This window comes from Pseudomonas sp., from assembly GCF_035554175.1.
Classification (GTDB): domain Bacteria; phylum Pseudomonadota; class Gammaproteobacteria; order Pseudomonadales; family Pseudomonadaceae; genus Aquipseudomonas.
This window is the reverse complement of record NZ_DATMIV010000030.1, coordinates 262,925-277,861: the sequence shown is the minus strand read 5'-3', so window position 1 is coordinate 277,861 and position 14,937 is coordinate 262,925. Positions and strand designations below refer to the sequence as shown.

Sequence of the window (14,937 nt, the reverse complement as noted above, 5' to 3'; positions counted from 1 at the left end):
ATGGCCCGTGGGGTTAACAAAGTCATATTGGTCGGCACTTGCGGCCAGGATCCCGAAGTTCGCTATCTGCCTAACGGTAACGCCGTGACCAACCTGAGTCTGGCCACCAGCGAACAATGGACCGACAAGCAGACCGGTCAGAAAGTCGAAAAGACCGAGTGGCACCGTGTGTCGATGTTCGGCAAGGTTGCCGAGATCGCCGGTGAGTACCTGCGCAAAGGTTCGCAGGTCTACATCGAAGGCAAGCTGCAGACCCGCGAGTGGGAAAAGGACGGCATCAAGCGTTACACCACTGAAATCGTGGTCGACATGCAAGGCACCATGCAACTGCTCGGCGGCCGTCCACAACAGGGCGACCAGCAAGGCGGCGGCAACAACTACCAGCAGCAGGCGCCACGTCAGCAGGCCCCACGCCCGCAGCAGTCGGCTCCACAACAGCGTTCGGCTCCGGCACCACAGCAGGCCGCACCGCAACCTGCTCCGGATTTCGACAGCTTTGATGACGATATTCCGTTCTGATCCTGTGCTCCATCCGTTTTGAATAAAAAGGCCCGTCGCCAGCTGCGACGGGCCTTTTTTTGTGACGCAAAACCGGCGTGACTCTTGATCAACTGTGAAACCGAGTCTGCTCGTGAGCCATCAGCTCTGTCAGTGCAGCTTTGTCATTCCGGTAGGTTTTGGCAGTTTATGGTCAGGCGTTACTGTGTAGAAATTCGTCCGCGGATACCACGCGGGCATAGGCAAAACCCAGCGCCGACATGAACGCGGCGTGCACATGGGCAGCCGGCACGGTCAGGCCATTGAATTCCAAGTCACGGCTGGCGCAGGCATCGTGAATTACCGTGACGCCATAACCCATGTCTGCCGCCGCGCGGGTGATGCCATCGATGCACATGTGGCTCATGCTGCCGACCACCACCAGTTGCTCAATACCTTTTTCGTCGAGGAGCGATTGCAGTTCGGTTTCACGGAACGCGTTGACGAAGTGCTTGAGCACCACAGGTTCGTCAGTGTGGTTGAGCACTTTCGCATGCAGTTTGGCGCCCTCGGAACCGGGGGTAAAAAACGGCGCGTCCTGGGAGGTGAATTCGTGACGAATGTGCACCACCGGATCGCCTGCTTCGCGAAAGGCTGTGATCAGCCGTGCGGCGTTATCGGCAGCGGCGTCGGCGCCGACCAGCGGCCACTTGCCTTGGGGGAAGTAGTCGTTCTGGATATCGACTACGATGAGCGCTTGCTTGGCCATGGGATTGTCCTTGAGGCAGTGATTGGGTGTGGCGCAAGTATCGGCGCTGGCCGCCGATTCGAGGATTGGCCGCACCGACAATAGACAGGGGAAAACTGACAATGCCTGCACAAAGAGCCGCCACGGCTGAACTCGGCGTGCTGATTCAGCGCCAGTGAGTGCGGCAGCAATTTTGCACCGATCCTCGGGCATGGCGACGCGGCGATTCTCAAGGTCCAGCACTGGCTGCAAAGCACCGGCGCGACCGATGTTTCGCTGACAGCGATGGCCGAGCGAGCGGGCCTGGAAGAGCGTACGTTTCTGCGCCGATTCCGCGCGGCGACAGGGTTGAAGCCGACCGAATACTGCCAGCATCTGCGGGTCGGCAAGGCGCGAGAAATGCTCGAATTCACCAATGGCACGATCGATCACATTGCTTGGACAGTGGGCTATCAGGATTCGGGAGCGTTTCGCGCGATCTTCAAGAAGATTACCGGGCTGGCGCCGAGTGACTACCGAGGGCGGTTTGGTCTGACGCGCTAAGCTGAATCAATGAGCTCCCACATTGGAATTTCGGCAGGGCCACACAGATCGTGCAATTTGCCGGAGTTTTGCGCGCTGTCGTGCAGATTGAAACGGGCGTCGTGCCAGTACCTCTGCGGCAAATGCCTGATTATCGGGCGGTTGCGGCAGATCGGTCATTGGCCTGATCTCTGCAATTTCCCTGACTGAATCCATCGACCGATGAAAGGGGAACGCATGACCCCGACACCCAGCAAAAAGATCGTTGTTGCCCATTCGGTGCGTGCCGACGCACCGCAACATGAAGTACAGACCAACAAGGCCCTTGCACGCTGGCTGGCGCAAATACTCGGCTGCAGATTCGGCGGCAGTTACGACCCGGCCAAACATCAGGGACGCGAGCTATACCTGCTGCCGACGCAAACAATCGTCGGCGCCGCCCATGCTCAGGCACTTGGAATCAAAGGTCCTGACGACCTGTGGGGCGGTTATGTCGAATACGATTTCATCTGCACCAAGGCCATCAGCCACGGTCTGCGCAGTCATTTGGCGCACGCGCCGCAGGGCTGGTCGCCGCTGTTCTCCGAGCGGGTGCGCAACGTTGTGCTTGATGGCCTCAGCGTATTCGCATTGGAAGATGCGCGGCCTGCCGCCGAGCATCTGCTGTACGCCGGACCGATTCGCCTGAAGCCGATCCACGCCTGCGCCGGTCGCGGTCAGGAAGTGATCAAAAGCCTCGACGCTTTCGATGAAATCCTCACACGGCCCGAGGCCGAAAACATGTTCAGTGAGGGCATGGTGCTGGAGCAGGACTTGAGCAACGTCGTCACCCACAGCGTCGGCCAATCGTTCATCGGCGGCAAAGTGTTGAGCTACTGCGGTGATCAATACTTGACCAGGGACGGTAACGGGGAAGAGGTCTACGGCGGTTCGAACCTGCTGGTGGTGCAGGGCGGCTACGAAGAGTTGCTGGCGCTGGATCTGCCCGAGGATGTGCGTCTGGCCATCGAGCAGGCGCAGGTCTTCGACAGTGCAGCGGATGAAGCCTACCCGCGCTTTTTCGCCTCGCGGCGCAATTACGATATCGCCCAAGGGCTGGACGCCAGCGGTCAGATGCGCAGCGGCGTGCTGGAACAGTCCTGGCGCATGGGCGGCGCCAGCAGCGCTGAGGTGGCCGCGCTGCAGAGCTTCGTCAACGATCCACAGATGCGCGCGATTCGCGTGTCGTCGGTGGAAACCTACATCGATCAGGCGCTGCCAGCGGACGCCATTGAGGTCTATCGTGGCCCGGCGGAGAGCAGCGAGTTTCTTCTCAAATACGTAACGGTCCAATCCTATGACGGCTAGAAGCGAAAGCATTCAAATCGACATCGATGACGAACAGATGAGCGGGACCTTTCTTAGTCCCAAATCAAAAGTGCCGGGTGTGTTGTTTGTCCACGGCTGGGGCGGCAGCCAGGAGCGTGATCTGGAGCGGGCCAAGGGCATCGCCGGTCTGGGTTGTGTCTGCCTGACTTTCGACTTGCGTGGTCACACCGGCGGCACCGGGATTCCGCTGACACGGGTGACCCGCGAGGACAATCTGCGTGACTTGCTGGCGGCCTACGATCGTCTGCTGGCGCACCCGGCGCTGGACACCTCGGCGATCGCCGTGGTCGGCACCAGTTATGGCGGTTATCTGGCCTCGATCCTGACCTCACTGCGGCCGGTGCGCTGGCTGGCGTTGCGCGTGCCGGCGCTGTATCGCGACGAGCAATGGCACACGCCCAAACGCGATCTGGACAAGGCCGACCTGCGCGATTATCGCGGCAGTCTGGTGCGTGCCGACAGCAACCGCGCCCTGCATGCCTGCTCGCAATTCACCGGGGATGTTTTGCTGGTGGAATCGGAAACCGACGACTTCGTGCCCCACGCAACGATCATGAGTTACCGCGCGGCATGTCAGCAGACTCACTCGTTGACGCACCGGATCATTGATGGCGCCGATCATGCGTTGAGTGATCCGGTATCGCAGCAGGCCTACACCTCGATACTTGTGGACTGGATTACCGAGATGGTGGTGGGGGAGCGGTTAAGCATTATCCAGTCCTGAAAAATCAAAAGATCGCAGCCTTCGGCAGCTCCTACATTTGGAATGCAATCTCCCTGTAGGAGCTGCCGAAGGCTGCGATCTTTTGATCTTGATTCTAATGTGTGGGTTTCTTCTCGATTCGCAACGCTTTGGCCTTGGCTTCCACCACCAAATACATCACCACCGTAATCAACAGCGGCAACAGAAAGTAAATCGCCCGATACGCCAGCAACCCGGCAACCAGACTGCCGCGCGATGCCTCATGTTGCAGCAACGCCACAAACACCGCTTCGAGCACGCCCAGCCCGGCTGGAATATGCGTGATGACCCCGGCAATTGCGCTGATCAACAGCACGCCGAGCACCAGCGGATAATCCAGTTTGCTCGGCAGCAAAGTGAAAATCACCGCTGCCATCAGCGACCAGTTCAACGCGCCCAGCAGCAATTGCAGCACCGCCATGCGCAGCGACGGCAGGTTGATTTCCACGCCGCGAATCGACCACTCGCGACGTTTTGAAAACTGACACGCCGCCAGGTAACCAGCACTGAGCAACAGCAACAACACGCCCACCAGTTGCAACGCATCACTGCTGAGCTTCCAGCCCGGCGGCATGCGCACCAGACCGCTGCTGAACACTACGCCGGCGATGGTCATATAGCCGAACCAGTTGGTCGCCAGGCTCAGTCCGAGAATCTTCGCGATGTTGCCCTTGCTCACGCCCAGTCGCGAATACAGGCGATAACGCATGGCGATGCCGCCGACCCAGGCGCTGAGGTTGAGATTGAAGGCGTAACTGATGATGCCCACCGGCAGGATTTGTTTCCAGGTCAGATCCTGACGAATGTAGGTGCGGCCGATCAGGTCGAAACTGGCGTACACCAGAAAGCTCAGCAGGGTCAGGCTGGCGGCGATGATCAGCGTGCGTACCTTGAAATCGGCAAGGGTCTGTAACACCTCGGCCCACTCGATGCGGGTGGCGAACATCGTCAGCAAGACGATCAGCGCGAGGAAAAACACGATGGTCAACGGACGCTTCCAGCGGCTCCATTTCGACTTTGCCGCCGGCGCCGCATGGCTGCTCGGCTGTGCCTGGGAATGGCTCATGAATGCGCACCTCGAAAAGGCTTCAGACGCGGTTTGTGCGCCGGCAGCCAACCGGCCATGGCCGGAAAGTGCCGCAGGAAGTGAAACACCAGAAAACCCACGGTCATGTGCCAGATGCGCCCGCGCGGCAACAGCTCCGCGTCCATGGCTTTGCAGTGGTTCTGGCTGAGGTCTTCCAGGCGTTCGAACAGTTGTCGATTGAAGGCGCGGTCGCGGATCAGTACGTTGGCTTCCAGGTTCAGCGACAGGCTCAGCGGGTCGAGGTTGCTCGAGCCCACCGTGCTCCAGTCATCATCGACCAGCGCGACTTTGCCGTGCAGCGGGCGCTGGCAATACTCGTGAATCTGCACCCCGGCCCGCAGCAGATAATCGTAGGTCATGCGCGCCGCCAGTTTTGCGACCAGCATGTCCGGTTGGCCTTGCAGGATCAGCCGCACTTCGACACCGCGCCGGGCGGCGTTGCGGATCTCGCGCAGCAGCCGATAGCCGGGAAAGAAGTAGGCGTTGGCGATGATCACCCGGCGCTTGGCCTTGCGCAGTACCTGCAAATAGACGTCTTCGATATCGGTGTTGTGTTGATCGTTGTCGCGAAATACCAGACGCACCTGACCATCGTGTTCGGTGAAGGCCATGTCCGCCAGACGCTGGCGCCGGCGCTGCCACCAGAACCGTGCGCGACCGGGGCGACCGCTTTGCAGCAGGGCGAAGTGGTGAATGTCAGCGACCACCGGCCCCTGAATTTCCACCGAATAATCCTGCTTGGCTTCGGGACCGAAATCGGCCAGGTGATCGCCGGAAAAATTGATTCCGCCAATGAATGCGACCAGGCCGTCGACGACTACGATCTTGCGGTGCAGGCGGCGGAACCAGTTAGTGCGGATGCCCAGGTGCTTGGGCGCCGGATCGAAGATCTGCAGATGCACGCCGGCGTCGCTCAGCGCGGAAAGGTAACCGGTGCTCAGCTCGCCACAGCCGAAGCCATCCAGGCTGACCGTGGTGCGTACGCCACGCTGCGCGGCTTCGATGAGGATCTGCTGTAACTCGGCGCCGACCTTGTCTTCGAAAACGATGAAGGTTTCCAGAAGGATTTCACTCTTGGCCGCGCGCATTGCTTCGAACACCCGCGGGAAATATTCCTCGCCGTTCTCCAGCAGTTGCACGCGGTTGTTGCCGTGCCATTGATATTCGACATCGACGTGACCCGGCTCGCGCACCGGCGGGTTGAGCGGGACGGGATCCACCGTGGTTTTTTCCAGTGGCGCACTGTTCATAGTTCAATCTCCACCGATAACGGTGCGTGGTCGGAAAGGTGTGACCAAGGCCGGTTGGTCAGGACTTTCGGCCGGCTGGCCTTGAGGTTGCGCACGTAGATGCGGTCGAGCCGCAGCGCCGGCAGGCGCGCCGGAAAGCTGCGCGCCGGTTTGCCGTGATGCTCGGCGAACACTTCACGCAGGCCGCAGGGCTTGAGTTGTGCGTCGGCGCGCTGGCGCCAGTCGTTGAAATCGCCGGCGACGATGACGGGCGCATCGGCGGGCAATTCGGCGAGGCGTTGCATCAGCAACTCAAGTTGCGCGTTGCGATGGCTTTCGCGCAGGCCCAGATGCACACAGATCGCATGCACCTCGGCGCCGTCACCCGGCAGGCGCAAAACGCAATGCAACAGCCCACGGTTTTCATGGCCACTGATCGACACGTCGAGGTTGTCGTGGCGGATGATCTGAAATTTCGACAACAGCGCATTGCCGTGATCGCCCGCCGGGTAGACCGCGTTGCGCCCGTAGGCGAACTGTGGCCAGAGGCTGTCGGCGAGAAATTCGTACTGCGGCATCGTCGGCCAGTTGTCGTAGCGCTTGGGATGCTGTTCGTGGGTGCCGTGGACTTCCTGCAAAAACACTACGTCGGCGGCGACACTGCGCACTGCTTCGCGCAGCTCCGGCAGGATGAAACGCCGATTGAGCGCGGTGAAACCCTTGTGGGTGTTGACCGTCAACACGGTGAATGTGCGCACCGAGGGGGAGACCACGGAGCCTTCGTCGGTGAAACCGACCGGTTCGGGGATGCTCATGACAGAACTCCTTCAGCGGCGACTTGCCCGGGAGTTGTGGCGAGGTCTTTATCAAGATCGAAGCGCTGCAACAGATTGCGCGCGTCGTAGGGCGCGCGGACTTTGATGTCGTTGTCGAAGTAGCAGAACACTTCGCGGGATTTGCGTGCGCGGGGTTTCAGGCGCGGCGCTATCAGGTGTGCGTCCTCTGGCTGTTTTCCGTGATGCCAGGCATCAATGCGCTCGGCCCAGCGCTTGAGCGCGGCCTCGGAATAACCGCTGGCGTAGAGTTCTTCGGCACCGTGCAGGCGCAGGTAGACAAAGTCGCTGGTGAGGTCTTCGCGGTACGGCCATTTTCCGGCGGTATCGGCGATGACGAGGGCGATATTGTGACGCTTCAACAGGCGCACGAACTCCGGGTCGATGAAACTCTCATGACGGATTTCCACGGCATGGCGCAATGGTTTCTTGCGCCAGGCTTTGACGCTGGCGTGGCCGGGCAGATGGGCATCGTGCTGGCGAGCGAGAGCGGCAGCAGCTTCGGTGTCGTGGGGCAGTTGCGCGAAAAACTGGTCGAAGCGTTCGGCGTCGAATTTGAAGTTTGGCGGGAATTGCCAAAGGATCGGTCCGAGTTTTTCTTTCAGCTCCAGCACCCCGGAGGCAAAGAAATTTGCCAAAGGCTTTTCGATTTCACGCAAGCGGCGCACGTGGGTGATGAAGCGCGGTGCCTTGACGCTGAACACGAAGTCATCGGGGGTTTCGGCGTACCACTGGGCGTAGCGTTCGGGTCGTTGCAGTGCGTAGAACGATCCATTGATTTCGATGCTGTTGACCGCGCGGGAGGCGAACTGCAATTCGCGCTTCTGCGCCAGTCCCTTCGGGTAGAAATCCCCGCGCCACGGGGCGTAGCGCCAGCCTGAAATACCGATGTGAATCGTCGCCATCCCGTCCTCCCGTAGAAAATCCTCGTGTTGCCGGTGTTTTGTGATGACTGCGGCGAGGGCGGGAAAGTTTCGGTGGTGTTACGGACGGTCGCGATTGGCAATTGCCGCCGATTCATTGTGGGGGCGAGCCTGCTCGCGAATACGGACTGTCAGTAGATGATCCGTTGACTTAGCCAGCGCTTTCGCGAGCAGGCTCGCTCCCACAGGGGATGTGTGTGGTCCTGACAGCTGAACTTGCCGGCCAATTACCGATCAGTTCCTTACAAGGTTCAGCCACGGGAGACCGGAGTTTTGCGCAAGTTCAGGATCGCCATTCTGCTGGGAGCGCTGCTGTGCTTCGGCGCCAATACATCGCAAGCCGTCGCATTGCCGGGCGTTCCGGCTCCTGCCGACACGGCGGAAAAACCCGCTGAGCCGGAACCGCTGGTGCAGGGCGGTCTGCTCGGGGCGATCAGTTCGAGCATCGACGATGTGCAGGAAAAACTCGATCTCAACGAACATCTGGTCGACGCCTGGCGCCTGCGCGCCGATCGCGCGGCGGACGAGGTCGATCGGCTGGTCAAGCAACCGTCGAACCGCTCCGGCTGGAGCGTGGCCGGGGATTTCCTCACGTTGTCGGGTGTGTGGCTCGGCAGTTTCGCCCTGCTGACGGTGCTTGGCAGTCTGTTGGCCAAGCGTCTGCGTGAAGGCCGCTGGCTGCGCACGCGCCAGCGCAGTCAGGATCTGCTCGGTTACGTGCTGCCCTACACCGTGCCGGCGCTGATCTGTCTGCCGCTGACGCTGTATGTCAGCCACTTTCTGCAAGGCTCGGTGGGCCGGGCGCTGGCGCTGTGTCTGGCCTACGCGACCAGCAGTGGCATCGTTTCCACTTCAATGTTGTTGTGCGTGGTGGTGATGTTCAACGTCGGCCACAAACGCACTGCCGCACGGATCATCCGTGAATACTGCCCGCGACCGCTGTTCCTGATCGGCTTTCTCGCCGCCCTGAGCGATGCCCTGACCAGCCCGCAGATCGCCCGGCAACTGGGCGGCAATATCACCAGCAGCATCGCCGTGTTCACCGGGCTGATCGCCTCGGTCATCTTCGGCTTGCTGGTGATCCGCCTGCGCCGGCCGGTGGCGCATCTGATCCGCAATCGGCCGCTGAGCCAACGCCTGAAACAACCGTCGCTGCAGGAGTCGCTGCGGATTTTTTCCGGGTTGTGGTACTGGCCGATCGTGCTGATGGTGCTGGTCTCGGCGGTCAGTCTGATCGGTATCGGCGAGGACAATCAGAAGGCCCTGCGCTGTGCGCTGTTCACCACGGTGCTGCTGATTGCCACGGTGTTTCTGAGCACCGTGCTGCAGCACCTGTTCAAATCGCGCAAGGCCGAGGCGATCCAGCGCAGCAGTGCCTACAAGGAACGTTTTCTCAGCCTGTTGCATGCGTTGCTGCGGATCGTCATAGCGATTGTTTTCATCGATATTCTCGGGCGGATCTGGGGCGTGTCGTTGCTCGATTTTGCCCAGAGCAGCACGGTCGGCCGGGCGATCAGCAATGCCTTGAGCAGCATCGGCCTGATTTTCCTGGTGACGTGGCTGTTGTGGGTGGTGCTCGACACGGCAATTCAGGAAGCGCTGAAACCGCCGCTGAGCAAACGTGCGGCACGCCAGCCCAGTACGCGGGTGAAAACCATCCTGCCGCTGCTGCGCAATGCGATCAAAATCATCCTCGTGGTGATCTGCGCGATCACCACCATGGCCAATCTGGGGATCAACGTTGCGCCGCTGCTGGCTGGTGCCGGGGTGGTCGGTCTGGCCATCGGTTTCGGTTCGCAGCAATTGGTTCAGGACGTCATCACCGGGTTGTTCATCATCATCGAAGACACCCTTTCGATTGGCGACTGGGTGGTGCTCGACTCCGGCCACGCCGGTACCGTGGAAGGCCTGACCATCCGTACCCTGCGTCTGCGTGACGGCAAGGGCTTTGTGCATTCGGTGCCGTTTGGCCAGATCAAGGCGGTGACCAACCAGTCACGGCAGTTCGCCTTCGCGTTTTTCTCGGTGCAGTTCACTTACGACACCGATGTCGACAAAGCCATCGAGCTGATTCGCGAAGCCGGCGACTCGATCCGCGAGGACCCGTTCCTCAAGTACAACCTGCAAGGGCCGCTGGATGTGTTTGGTGTCGACAAGATGGACTTGAACGGCGTGGTGCTGACGGCGCAATTCCGCACGGTGTCCGGTGGGCAGTATGCGGTGAGTCGGGCGTTCAACCAGCGCTTGAAGAAGCTTGTGGATAACACCCCGAACGTGCACTTTGCGCAGACTTATCCACAGCAGGTGCTGTTGCCGAAGCGGCAGCAGGAGGAAGGGGGGGCGTTGGCCGAGACAGCCAAAGCACAGCAGCCAATACAATGAATCATTGTGGCGAGGGAGCTTGCTCCCGCTGGGCTGCGCAGCAGCCCCAAAAGCATTCGACGCGGATTGGAATTCGTTCGGATAACTCCCTCGCCACGGGTCAGCGGCGTTGGACGAGCTTCATGTGCACCTGCTCCATGCTTGCTTGATCCAGCTCAGACCACATCTGCTGCTTGCCGGCAATCACCGCCGCCACCGGTACCCCATCGCGATACACCAGCCGATTGCTGACCAGCGCCGGTACTTTCGCCCCCGGTAGCAACGTTCCAGCCAGATTCAGTGGATCCACGCCACACACCGCCACCAGAGCGCCGTCATGCGGGCGCCGGCGTATTTCGCGCAGCAACGCAATTGCCTCAGGCAGCGCAAATTGCTCGCCGGCCAGACCACCGACAAAGCGCCCGCCGCGAATCTCGCCCCGCGCTTCCAGGCGATGGAAGGTGCGCAGCAGTTCCCGCCAGCTCGGCAGCCAGTCCGCTTCACGCTCCAGCAAGCGCCAGAACACCACGCCGTAACGGCGCAGCAGGGTCATGGCGACATGTTCAAGTGTCTCGGCGGCGTCGACTGAGGAACTGCGGCGCAGCAGAGCCCAGCGCCCGGCATCGTCCATCCCGCCGATATACGCGCCGCGCCCGCGTCGACTGCTGCGTTGCTGGCGTTTGCTTGCCGGGGTGATCAGCGCGCGCAGGCCGGCAAAGCTGTCGGCGTTCACCAGCCCGGCGGCGACCAGTTCCTGCAAGGCGATTTCAAGTTCGGTGCGCAGCAGGTGCGCTTCATGCATCAGCTCATCGAAAAACAGCGCGCCGTGCTGACTCAGTGCCTCAAACACCTTCTGCGTCTTTGGTGACAAATCACCCGCGGGCGTCTGTTCAGCCAACCCACTCCACAAGCCGACCTGACTGCGTGGCAGCAACACTATCGGCGTACTGCGCAACGCCGAGCCGCTGACTTTCTGCCGTGCGCTGATGCGCGTCCACACCAGTTTGCCGTTGCGGCACAGGTCATCCAGCCAGCTCGGCGAATAATCCTTCAGGCGTGCCGGCAGGATGTCGCTGTCCCACGCCGAAGCCGCCGCCGGATAGCCTTCGAACTGGCCGACGATCGCCGGCAATACTGCGCTGCCCTGACCTTGAGTGGCGGGCGTCAGGTGCTGCCAGTCGAACAGAAAACGCATGAAATCCTGCAACGCCACCGGTTCGATTTCCCGGCGCAGGCGCTTGACCGTGTAGCGATGAATACGCGCCAGCAGATGGCGTTCGCACCACTCCTCAGTCTCTGTGACGGGGGTGAACTGGCCACGCAGCACGTAGCCTTCGCGTTCGAGTTGCGCGAGGGCCTGAATGACTTGCGCGCTTGGCAGCGCCAGCGGTTCAGTGATGGCGGGCAACGGGGTTGGCCCGAAAGCGCCGAGGCGGGCACGGATCACTTCGATCAGGGCTTCGTCGAATGTCCACGGTACGTCGAAGCCGGGCAGCTCCACTGCTGCAGTCTGCAACGTGGCCTGTGGATAAAGTGCCTGCAGACAACTCAGCCGTTCGCGAGCCAGCCATAACTGCTGATCGGCATCGACCTGCAACAAGCACGCGCGTCCGCTGGCCAGCAGCGTTTGCAACCAGTCCAGCCAACCCGCATTGGCTCGTGCTTCGGCGTCACCGATACAGGCGAGGCTCATCAGCGCTTCGTGCATTTCATCCAAGGAATTGGGCGACGGCCAGGCTTCTTCGCGCACCGCGGTGATTGCGTCGGCGTCCAGCGCACCGAGGTCGTCGGTCGATTGCGGGTCGCTCCAGCGCCGGTTGATCACTGCCTGGGTGCGGCGTTCCTCAAGCGGCGCGTCGTCGAGAAAGGTGTACGGCCGGGCGCTGAGGATCTCCGCCGCCAGTGGCGAGGGCGCCGGCAGGTCGCGGCTGATCAGCCGTACCTCGCCACGCTCCATGCGCCGCAGCAAAGTCAGCCAGCCTTCGCTGTCCATCGCTTCGTGCAGGCAATCGTCAAGGGTCTGCTCCACCAGCGGATGCTCGGGGATTTCCCGCTCGCCGGCGAGGTTTTCCAGGCACGCGATCTGGTCGGGAAACACGCTGGCGATAAGGTCTTCGCTTTTCATCCGTTGCAATTGCGGGGCGACTTTGCGTCCGCCGGTAAAGCGCGGCAAAGCCAGCGCCACCCCGGCATTCCAGCGCCAACGCACGCCGAACAGCGGTGCATCGAGCACCGCTTGAATGAGGGTATGTTCAGCGCTGTGGCTGTGCAGGTAACGCCAGACCTCATCGAGTTCGAAACTGTGGCTGGTGGACAGCGACAGCACGATGGCATCCTCGCTGGCCGCAGCCTGCAACTCGAAATTGAAAGTGCGGCAGAAACGCTTGCGCAAGGCCAGGCCCCAAGCGCGGTTGATACGACTGCCGAACGGCGTATGGATGATCAGTTGCGTGCCGCCGGACTCGTCGAAAAAGCGCTCCATCAGCAGCGTGTCCTGCGAGGGCAGGGCGCCGAGAGTTTGCCGTGCGCGGGCCAGATATTCGACCAGTTGCTCGGCGCTGGCGAGGTTGAGCCCGAGGGTAGTGGTCAGCCAGTCGAGCGCCGGTTGCAGATTGCCGGGACTGGCGCTGAGCAATTGATCCAGTTGCGCTTGCAGACGCGCGACGGCGGCCGACAGTTCATCACTGCGTCCCGGCGCTTCGCCGAGCCAGAATGGAATGGTCGGCGGCATGCCTTGCGCGTCCTCGACCCGCACCTTGCCGCTCTCCACCCGCAGGATGCGATATGAGGTATTGCCGAGCTGGAACACGTCGCCGGCGATACTTTCCACGGCGAAATCTTCGTTGACGCTGCCGATGTTCAACCCCTGAGGTTCGAGCAGCACGCTGTAATCGGCGTTGTCCGGAATGGTGCCGCCACTGGTCACGGCGGTCAGTTGCGCGCCACGCCGGCCGCGCAAGGTACGGGCGACGGCGTCGCGGTGCAGATACGCGCTGCGTATGCCCTGGCGGCCGTTATAGCCTTCGGCGAGCATGCTCAGCAGGGCCTGATAGTGCTTTTCATCGACATCGCGGTAAGGCCAGGCACGGCGGAACATCGCCAGCAGGGCGTCTTCCGACCACTCCTGGCAACTGACTTCGGCGATGATCTGCTGCGCCAGCACATCCAGCGGCTTTTCCGGGATGTGCAGCGTATCGAGCTCGCCCCGGCGTACGCAGTCGAGCAGGGCGGCGCATTCGATCAGGTCGTCGCGGGTCGTGGCGAACAGACGCCCCTTGGGCGTGCCGCCGACCTGGTGTCCGGAGCGGCCGACCCGTTGCAGAAACGCCGCGATCGAGCGCGGCGAGCTGATCTGACACACCAGGTCGACTTCACCGATATCGATGCCCAGTTCCAGCGACGCGGTGGCGATCAGCACTTGCAACTCACCGCGCTTGAGGCGCTGTTCGGCGTCGAGGCGAAACTCCTTGGCCAGACTGCCGTGGTGCGCCGCCACCGCCTGCTTGCCGAGGCGTTCGCTCAGGTGCCGGCTGAGGCGCTCGGCGAGACGCCGGGTGTTGACGAAAATCAGCGTGGTGCGGTGCTCGCGAGCAAGTTCAGCGAGGCGGTCATACACCAGTCCCCAGACATCGGTGGCCATCACCGCCGACAACGGCACCGGCGGCACTTCGATGGCCAGGTCTCGCGGGCGGGCGTGGCCAATGTCGACGATTTCACAGGGGCGATCATGACCGACCAGAAACTGCGCCACGGCTTCTACCGGTTTCTGCGTCGCCGACAGGCCGATGCGGGTCAGCGGTTCGGTGCACAGCGCTTGCAGGCGCTCGAGGCTCAACGATAGATGGCTGCCGCGCTTGCCGGCCGCCATCGCGTGGATTTCATCGATGATCACCGTGCGCGTGGTGCCGAGCATCCTGCGCCCGGACTCTGAGCCGAGCAGTACGTACAGCGATTCCGGAGTGGTCACCAGAATGTGCGGCGCGGTCTTGCGCATGGCGGCGCGGTCTTTTTGCGGCGTATCGCCGGTGCGCACGGCGGTGGTGATGGTCAGCTCCGGCAGGCCCAGTTCGCGCAATTGCCCGGTGATGCCAGCGAGTGGATTCTGCAGGTTGATCTGGATGTCGTTGGACAGCGCTTTGAGCGGCGACACGTAGACCACCAGGGTTTCAGCGGGCAGGCCGTCGGGGCTTTCCAGGCCGCGGTGCACAAGGTCATCGAGCACGGCGAGGAACGCGGTCAGGGTCTTGCCGGAACCGGTGGGCGCGGCAATCAGCGTCGAACGGCGCTGGCGGATCAACGGCCACGCACGGGCCTGAGCAGCAGTGACCGCCGGGAAGGTATTGCTGAACCAAGCGCTGACGGCGGGGTGAAAGCCTGCCAGAGCGCTGTTGGCGGGGAGGGGCAGATTCATGGTTCAAGTTATGCGGGCGGGGGCGGGAAGATGCAAGTACCGTTCGGACCCCATCGCGAGCAGGCTCGCTCCCACCTTGGAATGCGGTTCACTGTAGGAGTGAGCTTGCTCGCGATAGCGCCAATGGAGGCGATACAAATCCCCGCATCTGCACTTTACGGGTGACGGTTGCGCACTAAACCCGCAAAATGCAACGATTCCGGCAATGATCGACGACGGCGCCACGCGCTCCGTCG

10 protein-coding genes and 1 pseudogene are annotated in these 14,937 nt (G+C 61.6%); 5 read left to right on the top strand and 6 right to left on the bottom strand.

The features are described 5' to 3' along the window. Positions 1-519, top strand: a complete 519-nt coding sequence (locus VNV36_RS14945; RefSeq protein WP_003228709.1) for a single-stranded DNA-binding protein — start codon at positions 1-3, stop codon at positions 517-519. Between the two features lie 172 nt (positions 520-691). Here the strand turns inward: VNV36_RS14945 and VNV36_RS14940 are convergent, their stop codons facing one another. Then, positions 692-1,246 (bottom strand): cysteine hydrolase family protein, encoded by a 555-nt coding sequence (locus tag VNV36_RS14940; protein ID WP_325718449.1) that lies wholly within the window; start codon positions 1,244-1,246, stop codon positions 692-694. Positions 1,247-1,393: 147 nt separating this feature from the next. Between VNV36_RS14940 and VNV36_RS14935 the strand changes: the two are divergent. From VNV36_RS14935 to VNV36_RS14925, 3 genes and pseudogenes are all read left to right on the top strand, one after another. After that, a pseudogene (locus VNV36_RS14935) lies at positions 1,394-1,768 on the top strand (helix-turn-helix domain-containing protein); the annotation flags it as partial. A 216-nt stretch (positions 1,769-1,984) separates the two neighbouring features. After that, the gene (locus VNV36_RS14930) at positions 1,985-3,094 is read left to right on the top strand and encodes a DUF3182 family protein (protein WP_325718448.1); all 1,110 of its coding nucleotides are present in this window, start codon (positions 1,985-1,987) and stop codon (positions 3,092-3,094) included. Then, entirely contained in the window at positions 3,084-3,839 is a 756-nt protein-coding gene (locus VNV36_RS14925) for an alpha/beta hydrolase family protein (protein WP_325718447.1), read from the top strand. The genes VNV36_RS14930 and VNV36_RS14925 overlap by 11 nt, the downstream gene beginning before the upstream one ends. Before the next feature lie 94 nt (positions 3,840-3,933). On the opposite strand, the gene VNV36_RS14920 is transcribed toward VNV36_RS14925, so the two are convergent. From VNV36_RS14920 to VNV36_RS14905, 4 genes are read right to left on the bottom strand one after another with little or no spacing between them, the layout of a single operon-like run. Beyond that, positions 3,934-4,923, bottom strand: coding sequence for a lysylphosphatidylglycerol synthase domain-containing protein (locus VNV36_RS14920; protein WP_325718446.1), 990 nt, complete (start codon positions 4,921-4,923; stop codon positions 3,934-3,936). Then, positions 4,920-6,194 (bottom strand): cardiolipin synthase ClsB, encoded by a 1,275-nt coding sequence (clsB, locus tag VNV36_RS14915; protein ID WP_325718445.1) that lies wholly within the window; start codon positions 6,192-6,194, stop codon positions 4,920-4,922. Before clsB ends, VNV36_RS14920 begins: the two co-directional genes overlap by 4 nt. Beyond that, the gene (locus tag VNV36_RS14910) at positions 6,191-6,988 is read right to left on the bottom strand and encodes an endonuclease/exonuclease/phosphatase family protein (protein WP_325718444.1); all 798 of its coding nucleotides are present in this window, start codon (positions 6,986-6,988) and stop codon (positions 6,191-6,193) included. The genes clsB and VNV36_RS14910 overlap by 4 nt, the downstream gene beginning before the upstream one ends. Further along, a complete protein-coding gene (locus tag VNV36_RS14905) occupies positions 6,985-7,911 on the bottom strand; it encodes a DUF72 domain-containing protein (RefSeq protein WP_325718443.1) in 927 nt (308 codons plus the stop codon). Before VNV36_RS14905 ends, VNV36_RS14910 begins: the two co-directional genes overlap by 4 nt. A gap of 291 nt (positions 7,912-8,202) precedes the next feature. Between VNV36_RS14905 and VNV36_RS14900 the strand changes: the two genes are divergently transcribed. After that, positions 8,203-10,311, top strand: a complete 2,109-nt coding sequence (locus VNV36_RS14900; protein WP_325718442.1) for a mechanosensitive ion channel family protein — start codon at positions 8,203-8,205, stop codon at positions 10,309-10,311. Between the two features lie 100 nt (positions 10,312-10,411). On the opposite strand, the gene VNV36_RS14895 is transcribed toward VNV36_RS14900, so the two are convergent. Continuing rightward, positions 10,412-14,701 carry a DEAD/DEAH box helicase gene (locus VNV36_RS14895; protein ID WP_325718441.1) on the bottom strand — a complete coding sequence of 1,430 codons (4,290 nt, stop codon included), beginning with the start codon at positions 14,699-14,701 and terminating at the stop codon, positions 10,412-10,414. Positions 14,702-14,937: the final 236 nt, after the last annotated feature.